The sequence below is a fragment of the Bacteroides sp. OM05-10AA genome (assembly GCF_003439055.1).
Lineage (GTDB): Bacteria > Bacteroidota > Bacteroidia > Bacteroidales > Bacteroidaceae > Bacteroides > Bacteroides intestinigallinarum.
In genome coordinates, this window is record NZ_QSUR01000024.1 from 23,133 (window position 1) to 45,468 (window position 22,336).

Annotated in this window: 13 protein-coding genes; 2 read left to right on the top strand and 11 right to left on the bottom strand. The window is 41.6% G+C overall.

The window, feature by feature from the left end:
* Positions 1-81: 81 nt before the first annotated feature.
* Entirely contained in the window at positions 82-831 is a 750-nt protein-coding gene (locus tag DXB58_RS17970) for a nucleotidyltransferase family protein (protein WP_199487982.1), read from the bottom strand.
* Positions 828-2,255 (bottom strand): RNase adapter RapZ, encoded by a 1,428-nt coding sequence (locus tag DXB58_RS17975; RefSeq protein WP_117934071.1) that lies wholly within the window; start codon positions 2,253-2,255, stop codon positions 828-830. Before DXB58_RS17975 ends, DXB58_RS17970 begins: the two co-directional genes overlap by 4 nt.
* A 164-nt stretch (positions 2,256-2,419) precedes the next feature.
* Between DXB58_RS17975 and DXB58_RS17980 the strand changes: the two genes are divergently transcribed.
* On the top strand, positions 2,420-6,367 hold the full coding sequence (locus tag DXB58_RS17980; RefSeq protein WP_122137755.1) for a two-component regulator propeller domain-containing protein: 3,948 nt from the start codon (positions 2,420-2,422) through the stop codon (positions 6,365-6,367).
* Positions 6,368-6,452: 85 nt separating this feature from the next.
* On the opposite strand, the gene fsa is transcribed toward DXB58_RS17980, so the two are convergent.
* The 8 genes from fsa to DXB58_RS18020 form a co-directional block, all read right to left on the bottom strand.
* Entirely contained in the window at positions 6,453-7,109 is a 657-nt protein-coding gene (fsa, locus tag DXB58_RS17985; RefSeq protein WP_117934075.1) for a fructose-6-phosphate aldolase, read from the bottom strand.
* Between the two features lie 67 nt (positions 7,110-7,176).
* Entirely contained in the window at positions 7,177-8,229 is a 1,053-nt protein-coding gene (locus DXB58_RS17990; RefSeq protein WP_117934077.1) for a class I fructose-bisphosphate aldolase, read from the bottom strand.
* A 27-nt stretch (positions 8,230-8,256) separates the two neighbouring features.
* Positions 8,257-9,003 carry a 2,3-diphosphoglycerate-dependent phosphoglycerate mutase gene (gene gpmA, locus DXB58_RS17995; RefSeq protein WP_117934079.1) on the bottom strand — a complete coding sequence of 249 codons (747 nt, stop codon included), beginning with the start codon at positions 9,001-9,003 and terminating at the stop codon, positions 8,257-8,259.
* A 240-nt stretch (positions 9,004-9,243) separates the two neighbouring features.
* Positions 9,244-11,733, bottom strand: a complete 2,490-nt coding sequence (locus DXB58_RS18000; protein ID WP_117934081.1) for a zinc-dependent metalloprotease — start codon at positions 11,731-11,733, stop codon at positions 9,244-9,246.
* 16 nt (positions 11,734-11,749) lie between these two features.
* Positions 11,750-13,177: a RagB/SusD family nutrient uptake outer membrane protein gene (locus DXB58_RS18005; RefSeq protein WP_122137756.1), complete on the bottom strand. Its 1,428-nt coding sequence runs from the start codon at positions 13,175-13,177 to the stop codon at positions 11,750-11,752.
* A 21-nt stretch (positions 13,178-13,198) separates the two neighbouring features.
* The gene (locus DXB58_RS18010) at positions 13,199-16,798 is read right to left on the bottom strand and encodes a SusC/RagA family TonB-linked outer membrane protein (protein WP_117934085.1); all 3,600 of its coding nucleotides are present in this window, start codon (positions 16,796-16,798) and stop codon (positions 13,199-13,201) included.
* 19 nt (positions 16,799-16,817) lie between these two features.
* On the bottom strand, positions 16,818-17,882 hold the full coding sequence (locus DXB58_RS18015; RefSeq protein WP_117934087.1) for a FecR family protein: 1,065 nt from the start codon (positions 17,880-17,882) through the stop codon (positions 16,818-16,820).
* 67 nt (positions 17,883-17,949) lie between these two features.
* Complete coding sequence (locus DXB58_RS18020) at positions 17,950-18,453, bottom strand: RNA polymerase sigma factor (protein WP_004300832.1); 504 nt, start codon at positions 18,451-18,453, stop codon at positions 17,950-17,952.
* A 492-nt stretch (positions 18,454-18,945) separates the two neighbouring features.
* Here DXB58_RS18020 and DXB58_RS18025 point away from each other — a divergent pair, with 492 nt between their 5' ends.
* A complete protein-coding gene (locus tag DXB58_RS18025) occupies positions 18,946-20,766 on the top strand; it encodes a PAS domain-containing hybrid sensor histidine kinase/response regulator (protein ID WP_187343882.1) in 1,821 nt (606 codons plus the stop codon).
* Between the two features lie 35 nt (positions 20,767-20,801).
* Here DXB58_RS18025 and DXB58_RS18030 read toward each other — a convergent pair whose 3' ends face one another.
* The gene (locus DXB58_RS18030) at positions 20,802-22,256 is read right to left on the bottom strand and encodes an ATP-binding cassette domain-containing protein (RefSeq protein WP_117934091.1); all 1,455 of its coding nucleotides are present in this window, start codon (positions 22,254-22,256) and stop codon (positions 20,802-20,804) included.
* Between the last annotated feature and the right edge of the window lie 80 nt (positions 22,257-22,336).

Below are 22,336 nucleotides of genomic sequence, written 5' to 3' on the forward strand. Positions count from 1 at the left end.
ATTGATTGTTTATCTAAGCAAAGTTACTTAAATATTTTGTTACATAGAAAGAAAGAGGCCTTTTAGCCTCTTTCAGTATCTTTATCTAGTATTTTGGTATAGGAATTTTTCTGCTTTCGCCAATGTTTCGGGTTTACCGATATCAATCAGATGCAATTTTTCTGCCAGGTAACCGCCATAGTTCACTTGCCGGCAAGTGGCAAGATAGAAATCCATAATTGAGAATTTCCCATCCCAGCAAGGAGAAGTCATCCACTGGAAAATGGCTGGTGAAAGTACATGGATGCCACTGAATGCGTATTCCTGATAAAGAGAACGATCATAATAAAGACCTTCCGGTTTCACTTGTTCGGTATCCTTGTTGATCCATCCGCAAAGTCTCTTATCCATATCAAAAAGAAGATAGCGGGACGTTTTACGCCGGCTGGCCAGTAAAGTGGCAACAGCGCCACTTTGTAAATGATAGTCATATAATTCTTTCAGATTCACATCTGAAAGAATATCTACATTATGTATCAGGAAAGGTTCATCGGAATTTTCAAAGAAAGGACGGGCTTTCCTGACTCCCCCACCCGTATCGAGCAACAGCTCACGTTCGTCGGAGATATGTATGGTAAGCCCGAAATTCCCGTTGGCTTTCAGGAAGTCAAGTATTTGATCGCCAAAATGGTGGATGTTAATCACTATTTCCGTGAATCCGGCAGCTTTCAGTTTTAAAATCACATGTTCCAACATCGGACGTCCGGCTATGGGAACCATGGCCTTAGGCATGGTATCGGTAAGCGGTTTCAACCGGCTACCCAAACCGGCTGCAAATATCATTGCTTTCATTTTGCCTCAAACGTACGTTCTATATTCTGTTCCCGGTGCACCAGTTCGACTTTCACACCAAATTTCTGATTCAGGTGTTCTGCCAGATGCTGGGCTGAGTAAACGGAACGATGTTGTCCACCGGTACAGCCAAAGCAAACGGACAAATTGCTGAATCCACGTTCCATATAGCGTTTCACGGAGGCGTCTACCAAAGCATAGACATGATCGAGGAAACGGAGTATTTCACCATCTTCTTCGAGGAAAGTAATTACAGGTTCATCCAGTCCGGTAAAGGGTTTGTAACGCTCATACTTACCGGGATTGTTGACGGCCCGGCAGTCAAACACATACCCTCCTCCATTGCCGGTGGAGTCATCAGGAATCCCTTTCTTATAAGCAAAGCTCATCACCTTGACAGTAAGCTGCCGCTTTTTCAGGTCATCCGTAAACTGTTTCAGTCCGGTAAGTTCCCGTAAAACTTTGCAGAGATACGGATATTCCGGGTATTCTTCTTTTAGCAATTCACGCAGGTTTTCGATGGCATAGGGAACACTCTGAATAAAATGCGGTTTCTTTTCGAAGTATCCACGGAACCCATAAGCGCCCAGCACTTGCAACGTACGGAAAAGAACAAAGTGACGAAGTTGGCTATAAAAATAGGATTCGTCAATCGGTTGGTATTTGCGAAGAGCTTCTATATATTCTTGCAGCAGTTCTCTACGGAGACTATCCGGGTATTTCGCTTTCGCTTGCCACAGGAAGGAGGCTATGTCATAATAGAACGGTCCTTTGCGTCCTCCCTGAAAGTCGATGAGCCACGGTTCTCCGTCTTTTATCATCACATTACGGCTCTGAAAATCACGATACATGAAAGTAGCGGAAGAACTACGAAGCAAGACATCACTCATTTTCTGGAAATCGTCTTCCAGTTTGTCTTCCTGGAACTCCATGCCGGTAGCTTTCAGGAAACAATATTTGAAGTAATTCAAATCCCAGAGAATAGACCGTTGATTGAACTCCGGTTGAGGATAGCAGCGAGAAAAATCGAAACCATCGGCACCGGCAAACTGGATAGCAGGAAGCAGGCGGATCGTCTTTCGAAGCAACTCTTTTTCGTCTTCGGAAAAAACACTGGTAGCACGTCCTTTCTCTATGGCATGAAACAATAGGGTATCTCCTAAATCTTCCTGCAAGTAATAGGCTTTATCCTCCGAGACGATGCGAACTTCGGGAACAGGCAGACCGCATTTGCGGAAATGTTCTGCCATATAAAGAAAAGCTTCATTCTCGTCGATAGAAGCTCCATAAACGCCAATCAAGACTTGTATACCCGTCAACCGAAAATAACGGCGATTGGAACCGGAAGATGGTAATTCAGTGATGTTTTCAGCGGGAACACCCGTATATGACTGATAAAGGTTCTGTAGTTCTTCGATAATCATAGTCGTATATTTTCGAGCAAAGATAGAGAATCTAGCTAAATAAAGAAAAGAAATTTCATTCAAAGACTATTCTCTTACTCAAAGGAATAATAAAATAAGCTTGTTTTATAACAAACATTCATTTGAATATATTATCTTTGTTTCAGTTTAACTGACCTAATTCCATGAAAACAAGAATCTTTATTCTACTATACATAGCATTTTTTATGCAGCTTGCCGGTATTCTTCCAATACAAGCCGGGCATTACTTTTATAAACAAATTTCGCTGAAAGACGGACTCCCCTCCACCGTACGATGTATCTTGACAGATGAGCAAGGTTTTGTGTGGATAGGAACCCGTTCCGGACTAGGACGATATGACGGACACGAACTAAAAAAATACATTCATCAGGCGAATAATCCGGATTCTTCCCTCCCTCATAACATAATTAATCAAATCACAGAGGACAAGCAGAATAATATCTGGGTTCTGACGGATAAGGGATTGGCATGTTATCAACGGCAAAGTGATAATTTTTTTATTCCTACAGATGAAAAAGGGAATAATATCTGGGTCAATTCGACTTGCCTGATTAAAGACGGGGTATTGTTCGGCTCGCAAAACAAGTTTTATTTCTATAGTTATCAAGATTCCTCTCTCCGCCTTTTGCAGTCACTCAATCAGGAGTCCAATTTCAACATCACGCAACTGAGTCTATGGAATGACCATACTCTCCTTTGCTGTAGCCGATGGCAAGGGTTACTACTTTTAGATTTAAATACAGGCAAATATAGTCTTCCTCCTTTTGACTGCGGAAAAGAAATCATGAATATGTTGATCGATTCACAGAACAGGATATGGATCGCTCCTTACAACGGAGGTGTAAGCTGTTTTACTCATGATGGAACACGACTGGCTTCGTATACCACGCAGAACTCTGAATTGAACAATGACGTCGTACTAAGCCTCGCTGAACGAGAAGGGAAAATTTGGATCGGAACAGACGGAGGTGGTATCAATATCCTCGAACCGAAAACAGGAAAATTCACCTTGCTGGAACACATACCGGGAAGCGACAATTATTCCCTCCCTGCCAATTCCATCCTCTGTCTTTACAATGACCGAAACAACAATATGTGGGCAGGAAGTATCCGCAACGGACTAATCAGTATTCGGGAAGTATCCATGAAAACTTATACGAACGTATTGCCGGGAAATGATAACGGACTAAGCAACAACACTGTACTAAGTATTTATCAGGAATCCAGCGATCGTATCTGGGTAGGTACAGACGGTGGAGGTATTAACCTGTTTAATCCTGTCACAGAGAAATTCACTCACTATCCTTCTACATGGCAAAACAAAGTGGCATCCATCTGTCCCTTTACCTCCGGCAATCTGTTGCTCTCCATTTTCTCACAAGGAGTATTTGTGTTCAATCCGGCAACCGGCAAAAAAACTCCGTTCATTATTATCGACCCGGAGACATCCACACGTCTCGGAAGCCGCGGGAAAACAGTGAACTTATTTCAGAACACTCCTCACAGTGTATTACTGCTCGGAGATCATGTTTATCAATATGACTTAAAAAAACAGACGTTCAGTATCGCTACCGAGCAACAGGGAGCGGACATTATCGGCACTATTCTCCCCATAATGAATGATAAAAACCTCACCTATCTGAATGATACTAAACATATTTTCAGTCTGAATAACGAGACTAACCGACTTGAGACCTTGTATCAATGCATTAAAGATACGCTTATCAACTCCGTCTCCCGGGACGAATATGGTAATTTCTGGATAGGCAATAATTACGGACTGGTACATTACAACCCTGCTACGCAAAAACAAACCCCGATACCCACTTCTCTTTTCAGTGAAGTCACACAAGTAGTGTGCGACCAACAAGGAAAAGTTTGGATAGGAACAGATAATATGCTCTTCGCATGGTTGATTAAAGAGAAGAAATTTGTTTTATTCGGTGAATCTGATGGGGTGATCCAGAATGAGTATCTATCCAAACCCCGTTTGCTAAGTTCACAGGGAGATGTCTACATGGGAGGCGTGAAAGGATTGCTTTACATTAACAGTAAATTGCCGCTAGTTACTACCGGAGTGCCCAAACTCCAATTATCAGAGGTTGTCATCAATGGTGAATCCGTTAACGATAAGCTTACTGGCAATCCGACAGGTATATCCGCACCTTGGAACAGTAATATTACGATTCGGATCATGTCGAAAGAAGAAGACATCTTCCGACAGAAAGTGTATCGATATCAGATAGAAGGACTAAACGATCAACAAATCGAATCATATAACCCTGAACTGGTTATACGCTCTCTCCCTCCGGGAAGTTACAAGATCATGGCTTCCTGCACGGCCAAAGATGGTAGTTGGATTCCCAATCAGGAGGTACTGGAACTGACGATTTTACCTCCCTGGTATCGGACATGGTGGTTTATCATTAGTTGTGCGGTGTTCATTACTGCTGCTGTCATCGAAACTTTCCGAAGGACGTTAAAACGCAAAGAGGAAAAACTGAAATGGGCAATGAAGGAACATGAGCAACAGGTATATGAAGAAAAGGTGCGCTTCCTGATTAATATCAGTCACGAACTGCGTACCCCATTGACACTCATACATGCACCGCTTAGCCGAATATTAAAATCGCTTTCTGCCGAAGATACACAATATCTGCCAATAAAAGCGATATATCGCCAGTCACAGCGAATGAAGAATCTTATTAATATGGTACTTGACGTGCGTAAGATGGAGGTTGGAGAAAGCAAATTGCAGATACACCCGTATGCGCTCAATCAATGGATTGAACATGTATCACAAGATTTCATCAGCGAAGGCGAAGCAAAGAACGTATGTATTCGTTATCAGCTTGATCCGCATATCGACACTGTTAGTTTCGATAAAGACAAGTGTGAGATTATTCTAAGTAATCTGCTCATCAATGCCTTAAAACACAGTCCGCAAGATGCAGAAATAATCATTACTTCAGAGTTGCTTTCAGAGGGAAACAGGGTTCGTATCTCCATCATAGATCAAGGAAACGGTCTCAAACAAGTAAATACACAGAAACTCTTCACCCGTTTCTACCAGGGTACAGGAGAACAGAGCGGAACTGGAATCGGACTATCTTATTCCAAGATTCTGGTCGAACTGCATGGAGGGTCTATCGGTGCCCAAGATAATCAGGAAGCCGGTGCAACATTCTTCTTTGAACTCCCGCTGCGACAACAGTCGGAAGAGATTATCTGTCAACCGAAAGCCTACCTGAACGAGTTGATGAGTGATGACAGTAAAGAACAACTGCCGGAGGAGAGTAATTTCGACACGAGTCCTTACAGTGTGTTAGTAGTAGATGATAATCCGGACCTGACGGATTTCCTGAAAAAATCACTGGGGGAATATTTCAAACGGGTAATCATTGCTTCGGATGGTGTGGAAGCTCTCCAACTGACCAAAAGCCATGTTCCGGATATTATCGTCAGTGACGTGATGATGCCGAGAATGAATGGATATGAACTTTGTAAAAATATAAAGGAAGACATTACCATCAGTCACATTCCCATTGTGCTGCTAACTGCAAGAGATGATAAACAAAGCCAGTTTAGTGGTTATAAGAACGGGGCAGACGCTTATCTTACAAAACCTTTTGAGGTAGAAATGTTGATGGAAATCATTCGCAACCGGTTAAAGAACCGTGAATCTATCAAGAAGAGATATTTGAATACAGGATTGGTCCCTGCACCGGAAGAAAGCACATTCAGCCAGGCAGATGAAACTTTCTTATTGAAACTGAATAAAATTATTCAGGAGAATCTGGATAACAGCAATCTGGATGTCACTCTTATTTGCAAAGAAATAGGAATGAGCCGGGCTTCCCTTTACAATAAGCTGAAAGCTCTAACCGATATGGGAGCCAATGATTACATTAATAAATTCCGGATGGAGAAAGCGATCACATTAATCACTCATACGGATATGTCTTTCACGGAAATTACCGAGAAGATCGGATTTACTACTTCACGCTATTTCAGTACGGCTTTCAAACAATACACAGGAGAAACGCCGACCCAATACAAAGAAAGGCAGAAACGAGAAAGGAAAGAATGAGAATAAAAAAAGGTGAACATCATGCGGATAGGAAATATCCACGATGATGTTCACCATCCATTTTATCATTGCATCTCACTTAATTTCAGCCATTCACTTTCTTATAATCCTCCAGGAACTTCTTCAATCCCGAATCAGTTAACGGATGAGTGAGCAATCCTTTGATAGCACTTAACGGACAAGTAGCCACATCAGCTCCTACTTCCACACACTCGATAATATGTTTTGTATTGCGAATAGAAGCAGCCAGCACCTGTGTTTTATAATCATACGTACGATACATACGTACAATATCTCCCACCAGTTTCACTCCATCTTCACAAATATCGTCCAGACGGCCGACAAAAGGTGAAACATAGGTCGCTCCGGCTTTAGCTGCCAACAATGCCTGCCCTACTGAAAAGACTAATGTACAGTTGGTACGGATTCCTTTTTGCGTGAAATGTTTGATGGCTTTGATTCCATCGGCAATGCAAGGAACTTTCACTACGATATGCGGATTGAGTGCGGCAAGTTCTTCGCCCTCACGAATCATTCCTTCATAATCGGTTGCTATCACCTCGGCACTTACATCTCCGTCAACAATCTTGCATATCTTGACGTAATGTTCACGCTGGTTCTGCGTTCCTTTAATGCCTTCTTTCGCCATCAGCGAAGGGTTGGTAGTCACACCGTCAAGCACTCCGAGGTCATAAGCCTCCTGAATCTGCTCCAGATTAGCTGTGTCAATAAAAAACTTCATACTCTTAATTTTTAATGGTTAACGATCTAATAGTCAAAGATAAGAATTTATTTCTATTCATCCCTGATTAAGCGATCGTAATTGACGGATCAAGATATACATCCTGAATGGTATTCAATAATTCGACTCCTTCGTTCATTGGCTTCTGGAATGCTTTACGTCCGCTAATCAATCCCATACCTCCGGCACGTTTGTTGACTACGGCTGTAATGACAGCATCACGCAAATCGGAAGAACCATGAGATTCTCCACCCGAGTTAATCAAGCCTACACGTCCCATATAGCCGTTGGCTACCTGGTAACGGCAAAGGTCAATCGGATGTTCGGAAGCTAGTTCAGTATACATACGCTCGTCGATCTTTCCGAAACCAATGGCTTTGAAGCCACCATTATTAGTAGGAAGTTTCTGTTTCACAATGTCAGCTTTGATAGTGACTCCCAAGCGGTCGGCCTGGCCTGTCAGGTCGGCGGCAGCATGGTAATCGACTGCACCTTTCTTAAAATCATTGTTGCGCAGATAACACCAGAGGATGGTTGCCATACCCAATTCGTGAGCATATTCAAAAGCTTCGGCAATCTCTACCAGTTGACGGCGACTTTGTTCCGAGCCGAAATAAATAGTAGCTCCTACGGCCACTGCTCCCATGTTCCAGGCTTCTTTGACAGTGCCAAACAACACCTGGTCGAAGCTATTCGGGTAAGAGAGCAGTTCATTGTGGTTCAATTTCACAATGAAGGGTATCTTATGCGCATATTTACGTGCTACGGATCCAAGAATTCCAAACGTGGAAGCTACTCCGTTACAACCGCCTTCAATAGCCAGTTTCACAATATTTTCAGGATCGAAATAGATCGGATTGGGAGCAAATGATGCTCCGGCAGTATGTTCGATGTCCTGATCGACAGGAAGTATAGACACATAACCGGTATTTGCCAGCCGTCCATGTCCCAACAGGGATTGCAGGTTATTTAATACTCTTATGTTTCGATCCGAATCAATCCAGATTTTATCTATCGTATCGGGAGACGGAACATGAATTAATGATTTATCGATGGTTTCACAGGTATGTTCCAAATAATAACAGGCCTGATCTCTTAATAATTCAACTACTTTACTCATAACTTTACTTTTTAATATGTAACTATTTTATTTTTTCTTTCCCTGATTGGCAACTGCTTCCATTAGCTTTTTGATCTCTTCCGGATTTCCCAGGAAGTAGTCGCTGGATACATTCAGGTTTTCATCAAACTCAAACACGTAAGGCACAGCCGTAGGTAGATTCAGTTTGACAATATCTTCATCGGAGATGTTTTTTAGATGTTTGATGATGCCTCTCAAACTATTGCCATGAGCGACCACCAACAGCGTATGAGCTGTTTTCAGACTGGGGAATATATCACTTTCCCAATAAGGCATAATACGTTCAATGGTATCTTTCAACGATTCAGTGCGAGGTAATTCTGCATCGGGCACTTCATGATAACGGTAATCAAAATGCGGATTTCTCAAATCTTTTTCTGAAAGTGGATTAGGGGCTATATCATAACTACGGCGCCAGATGAGCACTTGTTCTTCACCATACTTCTCGGCAGTCTCGGCTTTATTCAATCCCTGTAAGTCCCCATAATGTTTCTCGTTCAGGCGCCAGTTCTTTTCGACAGGAATCCAGTCGAGATTCATTTTATCGAGTACACAATTCAACGTTTTCACTGCACGCTTTAAATAAGAGGTATATGCTTTATCAAAATTAAAGCCATACTCTCTCAATGTTTCTCCGGCTTTTTCGGCTTCGGTAACTCCTTTTTCTGTCAGGTCTACGTCGGTCCAACCGGTGAAACGATTCTCTTTGTTCCATGCACTTTCTCCATGACGGAGCAATACTATCTTTTTCATTGCTAAAAGTCTCCTTTCTTCTGTTTATATATACAACAGATTGTTTCTTCACAAAGTTCACCAGAAAACAAATAGTTGGCAATACCCAGAAATAATGATTCTTTTAGTTGAAAAGTAAAATGTAGTAATTAGACATATAAAAAAATTACCCTCCTCTAACTCTAAACTTGCATGGATTGATCGATTATGAATCAAAACAAGTTTATTGTTAGAGAAGAGTAAGCCTGTTAGAGAGAGAATTTATTTATCGGTATTTTTCCCGTAATACGCTTCTTTTGCTTTCTTTATATTCCGTAGTAAAGCCGTGTAATGTCTATAATTAAAATCGCCTTCCTTGCATACGGCAAGTTGCCTTTTCACATATTCTTCAATCTTATCCAGATGCATTTCTATAAAAAGCAAAATATCAGAACGATTCACCGTCGTATTTACATTTCCGGCCTCTTTGTCACTTGGATTCATCATACGTTCAATAAATCCCAGATAAGTCCGTTGCTGCTGACGGCGGAAATTATTCTCTAATTCATTTGAATCATTCAAAGGTTTCCACACTGTACCAAACACATCGTCCAAATATTCCTCGAGTGGATAAGGATCCGAAGCACACATCGAAGCCGAATACAAATTCTGCAACATTCCCGGCGCCAGTAATAAGGCCATAATAGAACTTTGGCGGTCACGAATTTCATCCACAGCTTTCACTCCTGTGCAATTCACTACCTTATCAGGATAAAGCCAAAGTGGAGCTACAAGCAAATTCCGTCCTAACCATTCTACAGCTTCTTTTTGCACACTACGCGGCAGGTAATCATGAGGTTCCTGTCCTGGCAGATTATTAGTATACCGCCCTCCCAAGTTTCTCTGTACATGCAGCGTATATTTCATATATTGGGCACGAACTGATTTATAAATCGTATTTAAATCGTCATATTGACCGTCAGGTTGTGCAGTCCAAGTCATAATATTTTCCATCACCCTCTTCAGGTTCTTCATACCGTATTCATTGGCCTTCATATTATTATCCCCCAAGTCCTCACTCTGGCTGCGGGGATCAGCTCCTTTTCCTTCATCACCGATAAACAACAGGCGATGGTCGCCTTGAAGTTTCTTCGTGACTTCAGAACGCAACACAGCTTTCTCCTTAAAGGGATCTTTAAACTCCGGACGATATTGATACCCCCATTTTATAGCCCATTTATCATAATCGCCAATACGGGGGAAAAGCCCTTTTTCTGAAATCCGGTCTTCGGGTTGTGCCACATAGTTAAACCGTGCATAATCCATAATAGATACTGTGTGACCATTGGCCTCCACCCATGCTTTATCACGTAATTTCTCTACCGGGGTAGCCGAGCTGGCAGCCATATTGTGACGCAAACCAAGCGTATGTCCTACCTCGTGCGAAGAAACAAATTGAATCAGAGTCCCCATTAATTTATCATCAAAGGTCATTGATTGTGCACGTTTATCCAAAGGTCCGCACTGCACCATATACCATTTCTTAAGTAAGTTCATTACGTTGTGATACCAACAGATATGACTTTCCATGATCTCTCCGCTACGAGGATCTACAATACGCGGACCATAAGCATTTTCTGATTCCGAAGGTAGATAGCGCAATACGCTATAGCGTGCATCGTCCAAGCTCATTGTGGGATCGTCCGGCCATTCTTTGGCAATAATGGCATTCTTGAATCCGGCTGCTTCAAAAGCTACATTCCAGTCATTCACACCAGCTTTAAGATAAGGAATCCATTTTTTGGGTGTCGCCGGGTCTATATAATACACAATAGGACGTTTGGGTTCAGTAAGTTGTCCTTTCCGATAACGTTCCGGATCTTTCGGTTCCAACCGATAACGCTGGATAATGGCTCCACGAGTCGTAACTTGCTGGTCATCAGAAAACTCTATCACCGGATTTTGGAAGAATCCAACCCGTTCATCTGCCAATCTCGGCTGCATAGGCTTTTTGGGTAACATCACCATACTGGTATTCAGTTTCACTGTCACCGAACCTGTTGCCGCAGCCGGCAACTTGCCGGAAGTTATGTTGTAAGTACGTAAGGTAAGCACTTCCACATTAATGGGATAGGTTTTTATGGTATCCATAAATGTACGATCCTGCGCTAAAGAACCAATGCCAAGAATAGAACGGTCACTCGATGTAAAGCCACACGTCTTATTATCACTCAAGAGAAACTTGGATACATTGATAAGCTGCGCCTGAGTCTTCGGATTTCTACCGATAACGTCAAACTTACAAATAACCGGGTCTATCGTTGACTGCTTCAATGCTTCCGCAATTTTATCACCTGTGGGAGCAAACTGTGACTGTACATATTCACGTAAAAAGAGCGTCTTGTCGTTATGCTGTTCCCAATAAACCACACTACGGTTCACCTCTTCCCCACTAAGCATTTTGAACCCTTGCGGTACAGCTTTAAAGCGAGTGACAACCAATAACAATCGTCCCAACAAAGAATCCGGTACTTCAAAATACCAATCATCCTTGATATGACGCACTGTAAACATGCCCTCACATTCACTTCCTCCATCTTTCAAAAGTTTCTCGTAAGCTGTCGCTTTCTTAACAGTGTCTTTCTTAACTGTATCTTCACGGACCACCAGACTTTTCTTTCCATGTTCAAGCGGATTTATAACACCGGACCGTGCTTCTGCTCCTTGCAGTGCCAAAAGTAGCAATACAGTTATCATCAAAATCTTTTGCATTGTTTTTCTATCTATTTTATTCGTTAGTATTTAATGTCAGGTTCGGATTTTTTTCACGGGCAGCCACCGGGAACGGAATGATGTACAAACGTGAATCCGGCTTCAACGTATATGTCTTCTGTTCGACATTAGTAGAAACTAGCGGGAAAACACGGGTGATCGTCTTTGCATAGTCCGGTTCCGTATTAAACCGCTTCAAATCCCAAAAACGACTAAAACCAAGAAGTAACTCTTTACGACGCTCATTAATAATTTCCTGCATCATCTCACGCTGTGTAGCCGGCTCCGGTAATATCGCCTCACTTCCCTTTATTCGTTTTTCACGCAACAGATTCAAGACTTCAACAGCTCCAGACAAATCGTTCTGACGGGCTTTGGCTTCTGCTAGAATCAGATAAACTTCGGCTGTACGCATACCTACAGCCATATACTGGAATTTGGCATAAGTAAGTGACGTATTCCACAAAGCAGCCCCAGAACCTTCATCAAAATAGTATTCAAGATTTCCAGTCGTCTTGAAAAACAGATTCATACGCTCATCATTCGTACCAAAAAGTTGTACCAGTTCCGGGCTGATCATACCATAAGTAAAAGCCGGATTTTCGGTAACGCCACCCATATAAGCATAATTCAAAACTTCAGGGTTTCCACCTTTAGCATAAGTTGAAACCTTCATTGGCCCTCCCTCATCCTCCAAAGCTATATAATCGATCAAACTGTTATTTCGTTTTAATGATTCCTCCGCTGCATCTTCAGCTTTTTTCCAGTCGCGATGAAACAAATAAACACGGGCAGCCAAAGCATAGCCAAAAGCTTTCGACGGATGATAGACATTCACCGGTTCTTCTTTCAAATAAGGTAATGCATCCTCAATATCTTTGATGATAAAATCATAGACCTCGGCCACAGTCGCTTTAGTAGGAGTAGCTTCAAGATCATACTCTCTGACAATGGCAACACCACCGTCAGTAGCCGCCGTCTCTGGATTATAACTTTTCGCAAAAGTGTTTACTAAAATAAAGTGGTCCCAAGCACGCATTATCTTTGCTTCCGCTTTTGCCAGTTCTTTAGTATCCTTGTCACCTGTACTATAATCCACCAATGAAATCACGATATTCGACCGCAAGATATATTCATAGCAATTCGCATACAAATTATTATCACTCAACTCCTTACGATCAGCATCTTCATTAAATGTCATATTGATTCCATCCCAAGATAGATATTCTTTGCCAATAATATTCGATTCTTTTGACCAGACATTATCACTCAACAGGGCAAAGGCCGACGGATAATAACACCGGTTAGGCAAAGCTACCAGTTCGTAATAAGTATCAGTAGAATCCACAGTCTTCTTACCTGTGGGAGTTATATCCACGTAATTCTCACAAGCCGCAAGTCCCAATATCAGCAGAACCGGCAATATATAAAGTAGTTTACGCATATTCTATAGTCTTTTTAATAATTAGAAACTTGTTGATAATCCAATAGAGTAAGTCTTGGGCGAGGCCATGCCACGAGTACCTCCGTTTAGATCGTAGCTCTCCGGGTCTATATCATTTCCTGCCTTACACCAGGTAAAAAGATTGTTCACCTGCAATTTCACCTTCAGCGAACTAAGCCGGAGTTGACGACAAATGTCAGACGGCAAATTATATCCCAAACTCAGACTACGTAGTTTCACATAGCCGGCATCTTTTACATTGATGTCACCATACCGCCACCAATCCTGAAAAGTCCCCGCATAAGTTTTCACTTTTGCAGGCATATCAATATACATACGTACATCTCCATTCGGATCATCAGAGCTCCAACGATTAGTAATATCTTTCAATGTCTGACTTCCCACCTGATCATTCATATCTACTACACTATTACGTAATTTATTACCTCCTGCATATACAAGGAAAGCATTCAGATCAATTCCTTTATAGCTTAGTCTGAAAGTCAGCGCTCCATTGAATTTAGGCGTCAGTGAACCAAGATTTACCAGATCATCTGTACCTTTAAGGGATGATCCGGTAGTAATGTTAGCCACCGTTCCATCTTCATTAAATGTTACAAGATCATTCCCGTCCTTATCCACCGCTACCGGATATCCATTCTCAATACGATCGATGCGGTAAGCCCAAAGCGTGTTATGACTGGTTCCCTCCATAAAGTAGTTCAGCGGACTCTTGATAAAGCTTGTCGATGTGTCCGAATCGCTATGATCCACTTTTATCATTTTATTTTTGTTATGAGCGAAGTTGAAATCAATGGCAAAGTTCCAGTCTTTCTTTCTGATAATATTGGTTGTGAGTGATAACTCAATACCCCGGTTACGCATTTTGCCATTGTTCACGACACGTGATTTAGCTCCCAAAGTGGGATCCATGTATCGACGTACAAGCAAATCTGACGCAGAACGGTTATAATATTCCAAGCTACCGGCAATCACATTATTGAAAAGACGGAAATCCATTCCCACATTATAAGTAGCAGTTTTTTCCCAACGAAGTTTAGGGTTCGGAAGATCATTATCTTCATAAGTCAGATAATTCGTCTTAATCGGATTACTCTGAGTTTTTTGCTTTACCACAAAATAGGTAGTCGAACTTTGGTCTACATTACCATTAATACCATAGGTCATACGTAATTTCAAAAAATCAAGCCAAAAAAGTTCTTTCATAAATGACTCGCCCGACACAATCCAAGAAGCACCGACCGACCACAGAGGGTGACGTTGGTTACGGATATCAAGTCCGAACAAGTCTGCCTGATCCCAGCGAATACTTCCGGAGACATTGTAACGTGACAGATACGAATAACCCGCATTAGCATAAAAAGACGCATAACGATGGCGTGATTCTTGCAATGTAGCCGACAAACCTGTTAACTTAATAGTATTACCGGAAAGAGCACTTGTCCCTATTCCATCGCGATATGCTTGCCAATCTATTATATCAGAAGTTAACGTTTGGGGATCGTAACCGTACATTAGCTGTCTGGTTAATTTAGGAATTTTATTTTCCCGAAATTCCAATCCGGCGATAGCTGTTACAGAATGATCCTTCCAATTTTTATCAAAATCTATCTGGTTACGGACCGTATAACGGTTACTTCCCACTTCACTTTGATAGAATCGTCCACCTTTCGGCATCCCCGAGTTCCCATCCGTATCAATCATGGAATTGTGCGTCATACGCATCAAATAAGAATCTTCTGCATCATACACCTCACTTTTACTATTGTTCCATTCATATTGATACATAAAATTGTATTTGAACATCTTCAAAAAACGAGCCTGCAAGCTGACAAACGGACGTATACTAACATCATGCGATTTTGTGCCACTTTCACCTAAGGCATCAAGCACATTGAAGCCAAATGATTTATAAGGTGAAACACCTTCCGCCTGACTTACCACTCCCCCATTATAAGAGCCACCTGAATATCCGCTTACATTTACATAGGGAGAATTGTAATGCCCGCCATCGTCATCCAGTATTCTTTCATAACGTTGTTGTAAGGTATAACCGGTAAATAGACTATTAGGCGTGTCACTACGTCCCAAGCGGGCATCCACTCCGGCATTCACATTCAGCCAACTGGTGATAGCATAGTTCGACTTGTAGTACAAAGAAAATCTATTGCTTTTGTCATTTATAGTACGCCCTTTGTTATTTTCATAATTGAAAGAAAGAAAATGATTACTGTCCCCTACTTTTTGAGAAACAGTCATATTATAACGTTGCGTCACAGCTGCACGCCAAGCATTATCACGATACTCTTTATAATAGTCGTTATTACGCCACTGATTCAGTGTATTTTCTACTTCACTGTTACTTACCGTTCCATTCTCCTTATCTAAATAAAGCTGAAATAATGGATAATAGTAACCTGATTTATAAGTGGATAGAAAACTGGAAGCACTGCCGGATTCAGCCACATTAGCATCAAATACCGCAGTCTGATAATCAATGATATCGCTTGTAGAAGCCAGATTTAAACTATTGAAATTAGGTTTGCTAGTGATGAACCAGTCTGCATTGATACTTACATGTGCTCCTTCTTCTTTAGCCTGCTTGGTTACTACCACAATAACTCCGTTTGCAGCCAAAGCACCATAAATACTAGCTGCCGCTGCATCCTTCAAGACAGTCACGCTCTCCACATTATAGGGATTTATCTCACTTAGAGTCAAGTTTGTCGGCATATCATCTACAACAATCAGCGGATCTGTTCCTACATCATTCGAGAATGTACCTACACCACGAAGGATAGGACTCATATCACCATTATTCGGATTAATATTCATACGCAAGCCGGCCACTTGTCCTTCCAGAGAAGAAGTCAGGTCCGTGTGCATCTGTCTTGTCAGTTGTTCGGAATCCACAAAGCCGAAAGCAGCGGTAGAACGCTCCCGACTAATACGCTGATAACCGGTCACTACGACATCTCCCAACTGTTGTTTGTCTTCGTGCATAATCACATTGACATGAGTACGTCCTTTAATAGAAACTTTTTCTGTCTGCATACCGACAAAAGAGACTTCCAAAGTGTGAGTTTCCTCCAACACCTTACAGGTAAAATTTCCTTCGACATTGGCAATAGCTCCGAACGGGCTATTGATTCCCCGAATATTTGCGCCTGGTAATGGGGTACCTTTTTCATCTACCACCCTTCCCTCTACACTTCTAGTTTTCCGTACAGCACCTGTGGAAGTGGTTTTCACTTTACGGATAGTAATGAAATGCTGGTTCACCTCATATTCAAAAGGTTTTCCCTCTAGAATTTTCTGAAGCGCAGACAAAGGTGCCAACTGGCGTATACTGACACTTACCCGGTACGGACCGACATCTTCACTAGGGAAATTCACCTTATAACCGGACACATTGCTGAACTGCTTCAAAGCCTCTCCCAGCGATGCTTCTTTCAGTTCCAAAGAAATCAGTTTGTTGTCCGTACTTTGTGCCCATCCATGCAAGGCAGTTACAAACATCAGCAATAAAAAGGCGGTTTTCATCCACACGATCCTTCCCGTTGCCTTTTTGTAAGACAATGTAAATTGTTGCTTTTTCATAAGAGTTGTATTTGTAAAGTTATATATGTTTAATCGTGATCGTTTCGTCTTGATAATCCACACGTACTTTCTCCAATTTATTCAGAAGTTCCAAAGCTTCTTCCAAGCGGGCATCACGGTTAGCCCAGAAGTTTAACCGGATATGGTATAGTTCCGCTTGTTCGAAATCAATATTCACGTTATACCATCTGCCTAAAGAACTCATAATGTCTTTCAATGATGCATCTTCAAAATAAAACATTCCTTCAGTCCAAGCTGTATAAGTCGCAATGTTCACACGTGAGATATTTTCTTCTCCGTTTTCCGTATAAGTGAGATCCTGACCTGGCTGAAGTATAACGGATTGATGACTGGTCATATTCGTAACCTCCACCTTTCCTTGTACCAAAGTCACGTGTCGGTCCTCCGTTTTATATGAACGTATATTGAATTTAGTACCTAAGACCCTAGTTTCCATACCATCGGCACTTACAATAAACGGACACTTTTCATTCTTCGCAACCTCGAAACAGGCTTCCCCTTTCAGTTCTACACGCCGTTCCTTCCCATTAAAAGCCACAGGATAACGCAGGCTACTTTCAGCATTTATCCAGACTTTAGTACCATCTGACAACACCAATAGAAAGCTCTTCCCACGTGGGGTAGTCAAAGTCTGACAACATATTGTGTCCGGAGTTAATGCTTCCACTTCTTTAAGATTCATCACACTATCCTCCAACAGTTGTTCACTATGACCATCTGTTTGCAGCATCACATATTCTCCATCAGTGATTGCAGCAAAGAACCGTATCGGTTGTTCCATTGACTGGGGCGTAGTTGGAAATAACGAAGGAATCAGAAAAACCAGCACTAATACGGCAGCTGCAGTAAAAGCCGCCACCCCTATATACATTCTTGATCTGACTCTACGTTTCCGTTCCAGATTCTCACGTATCACAGCTTCCTTACAAGCCATTAATTCCAAGAAAAGTTCTTTATTTTCAGGTATACTTATCCACTGAAGAAATTCATCAGTTTCCCTTAATTGCGGATGTTGTATGGCACGAAGTGCATAATCTAAATTTTTATCTGAATGGTCTATCATAGTGTCAATAGTTTCATTAAACACGTAAAGGTTACTGAAACTGATGACACCCCGATAGGATTTTTTTTTAAAAAAAGATGGTTAATTGTTTTCGGAGTATCTTTAAAGCTCTGGCAATGTGCGTTCTAACGGTATTATCACTAATACGTAACTTTTCACTGATTTCCGCACATTTCTTTTCATTTAAGAAGAATTCTTCCACTACGGTTCGCATTTGCGGAGCCATCTGGCGAATGCTCTCCTGCATCCGGTTTATCTTATCTTCATACTCACGGTATTCTTTCACAGTCCAGCCACTGTAAAGTTCTTCCAGATATCTTTCCGCATTTTTATGCACCACGTTCTGATGGCGTATTTGGTCAATACAACGATTTCGCACCATGACGAAGAATAACGGCAACAGATCCTCTTCCGTTGTCAACCGTTCGTTGCTCTCAAGCACCGAACAAAAGACATCGTTCACCACATCTTTTGCGCTTTCCTCATCATTCAGCAGATTATATGCATGAATATAGAGTTTTTGCCAATGTTCCCTGTATATAACAGTTATAGCATTTTGACTATTATTCATGTATTTATAGTTACTTTTTGCGTTTCATAGAGCGCAAAGATAACCAATTGGAGCAAAAAACATTCTATTTATTAAAAAAGATTATAATTCATATAAATACATTTGTTGTTATAGACATATTCTATTCCCATCGTCTGACTCTTAATATTTTGACACCCTGTTTCTCTCCAGAAAGATACGATTCAGAACTATATCCGGCCGTTTCCATTCATCTGGACGTTGATTTAATCTTCGCTTTATCTTTACGCTTACAGAATGTTTCGATTACTTTTTTTACACGAAGATAATTTATTGATATTCTGCTCATATATGCCCATTTTCTTTGTAGTACGGACTTTCCTCGTGATACAATCATACTATCTTTTACTTTTTTAAGGTGGAATTCAACAAAAATGATTATTTTTACGAGCAAATTATTGTCTAACTACCTGATAATACAGACATATCTTGAAAATAAACGAACAAAACGAAAGCGAATTCCTACAAAAGCTTATGAACAAAGCGAATATAGGATGGTGGGAAGCTGACTTGAAAGCAGAGACTTACAAGTGTTCGGAACTTATCTCCCAACTACTCGGAATAGGAGAAGACGGGCTCATCAGTTTCGAAGATTTCAACAAGCGTATTCTAAAAGAAGACCAAGGATACGCCACTTTTCCGTCTTTTGACAAAGTACAACAGACTGTAGAAGAAATATACTTGTTTGATACTCCCAAAGGCCATGTATGGATTCGCAGCAAGGCATGCTTTCAGGAAACAGACGAAAATGGTAATACCAAAGTATATGGAATTGCCGAAACACAAGAGGGAATTCATATTGCATCTGCTCATCAGGCTCTACAAAATAGCGAGCGTATCCTGCATAATATTTATAAGAATCTTCCAGTAGGCATCGAATTATATGATAAGGACGGTCAAATGGTCGACCTGAATAAAAAAGATATGGAAATGTTCCGTATTTCCAATAAAGAAGATATTCTAGGAGTCAACATTTTCGAGAATCCTATATTGCCGGAGGAGATAAAACAAAAGATTAGAGACAATGAGAACGCAGATTTTACATTCCGGTATGACTTTTCCAAAATCAACAAATATTATCAACCTAACAGTACAACCGGCTTCATTGACTTAACAACGAAAGTCACCACTCTATACGATCACAATCACGAACCTATCAACTACCTCTTAATTAATGTAGACAAGACCGAAGATACAATTGCTTATAATAAGATTCAGGAATTCGAGAGTTTTTTCGACCTGGTAGGAGATTATGCCAAAGTAGGTTACGCGCACTTCGATGCTTTGAGTCGGGATGGGTATGCTTTGAGAAGCTGGTACAGGAATGTAGGTGAAGAAGAGGGTACCCCATTGCCGGAAATCATCGGCATTCATTCCCATTTCCATCCGGAAGATCGGGCTGCGATGATCGACTTTCTGGATAAAGTGATAAAAGGAGAAAGTTCCAAGCTATCCCGCGATGTCCGCATTCGCAGAGCAGATGGAAATTACACTTGGACACGGGTTAACGTATTAGTCAGGAATTATCAGCCGCAGGATAATATCATCGAAATGCTGTGTATCAACTTTGATATTACCGAACTGAAAGAGACAGAGCGGATGCTGATTGGTGCCAAAGAGAAAGCTGAAGAAGCCGACCGGCTAAAATCTGCTTTTCTTGCGAATATGAGTCATGAGATACGTACCCCGCTCAATGCGATAGTAGGCTTTTCCAGTTTGCTTGAGGAAGCGGAGGATGCAGAAGAAAAACATCTGTATGCAAAGATTATTGAAGAGAACAACAAGCTCTTGTTACAACTGATATCGGATATTCTTGACTTGTCAAAGATTGAGGCAGGGACTTTCGACATTATTCCGGAACAAGTGGATGCACAACAGCTTTGCAACGAACTGTTACAATCTATGCAGGTAAGGGCTACAGAGCAAGTAGAGATTCTCTTAGCACCGGAACTGCCCGAGCTTACTTTTACCAGCGACAAAAACAGGTTGTATCAAGTATTGCTGAATTTTGTAACGAATGCTCTGAAATTTACTTCCGAGGGCAGTATTGTTATTGATTACCGAATCAACGGAAATGAAGTCAGATTCTCGGTTCAAGATACGGGAATGGGCATCGAACCGGAAAAGCAGGAAGCTATCTTTACCCGATTCGTGAAATTGAATAATTTCATTGCCGGCACAGGGCTGGGACTCCCTATCTGTCAAAGTATCGTCACACAGTTAGGCGGCAAAATCGGAGTGGAATCTGAACCGGGGAAAGGTTCTTGTTTCTGGTTTACACATCCGATTAACTAAAATCTAAATTCAAAATAAATATCAGAAAACAATGTTTACCGGTTTCTCTTTAAGAAAATACGATCTGTTATAGTGTCGGGAAGTTCCGATTCATAATGTGTCACCATAATCATCGCCTTATCTTTGCGTCGGCAGAAAGCCTCGATCACTTTCTTTACCCGCCGACGATTATAGGTGTCCAAGCCATGAAGCGGTTCATCCAGAATCAGCAGTTCCGGATCTTTGACGAAAGCTCTTGCCAACAAGGCCAAACGTTGTTCTCCACTGGATAGTTGCAAGAATGGCTTATCTTTCAAATCTGCAATGCCAAATATATCCATCCACCACTCACAGATAGCCATCTGTTCCGGTTGAGGACGTTTATACAGACCGATACTGTCATGCAAACCACTGGCTACAATCTCAATAGCGGGCAGATTTTTAAGATAAGCACGGTGCATCTCCGGACTTACGTAACCGATATGTTTCTTGATTTCCCAAATACTTTCTCCCGTCCCTCTTTTCCGTCCGAAGAGACTGATGTCACAAGCATACGATTGCGGATTGTCTGCACAGACAAGGCTTAACAGAGTCGATTTCCCGGCACCGTTCTCACCACTCAACGCCCACTTCTCACCACGACAGACTGTCCAGTCCAGTTCTTTCAGAATAGTTCGGTCGCCATAACGGATACTGACCTTATTGAGTTTTACTACTTCCTCCGAATCGTAATTGTTGCCATCAGATGGCAAATCTATAATCCGTTGCTGCAAATCATCAAAAGAGGTAACCACATCTCTACTGCGGAAAGCGTCCAGATAGGCTTCACGTTCCATTTTAGGAAAGACCTCCATTTTGTCCACAGGAATGACATGAGTGATGAATGAAGGTATATCATCGAGCATGGAAAGTACCAGAATGATCTGTACGGACGACATTTTTGTCAGACGTTCGAGCAAAGAAAACAACAGTTCACGCGTAGGAGCATCCAGTCCGATAAACGGATTATCCATAATCAACACGCGGGGAGCAGTCAACAGGGTTTTGGTTAGCTGGAATTTACGTAATTCACCGCTGGAAAGGAGAATAATTTTCTTGTCGAGCAACGGTTCGATACGGAAGAGTTCAAACAGTTCGCGTTGTAGTTGCTCGTCCTTGATTTCTCCCAACATCTCACGAACATCAGGAGCTTCATCCTGATCGTGAGCATTCCAACGCTGCTGGTAGTAGTAATTGGCATCGGCGGCTCCATAGGTATCACGGAAAGCAATGTATTTCACATTATCATAAAGAGTCTGGGTGGCAGAGGGGGAAAAATCATATTGTACGGTTCCTTCACGCAATGGATATTTTCCGATCAGGGTATCTACAAAAAGACTTTTACCACCACCATTGGGACCTACAATAGCTATGTGTTCATTCGCTCCGATAGTTGTCGTGATGGGTTTGGCTAAACGCACAAGCGGGTTGCGTGCTACGCCCCCCGCCATGCAGAATGTATTTTGGTTCATATTCTTTTATTCTGTTTTATTATTGCCCGCAAAGGTAACAATTTTATCATAAAAGACGCCAAATTGCAAACATATTCTTA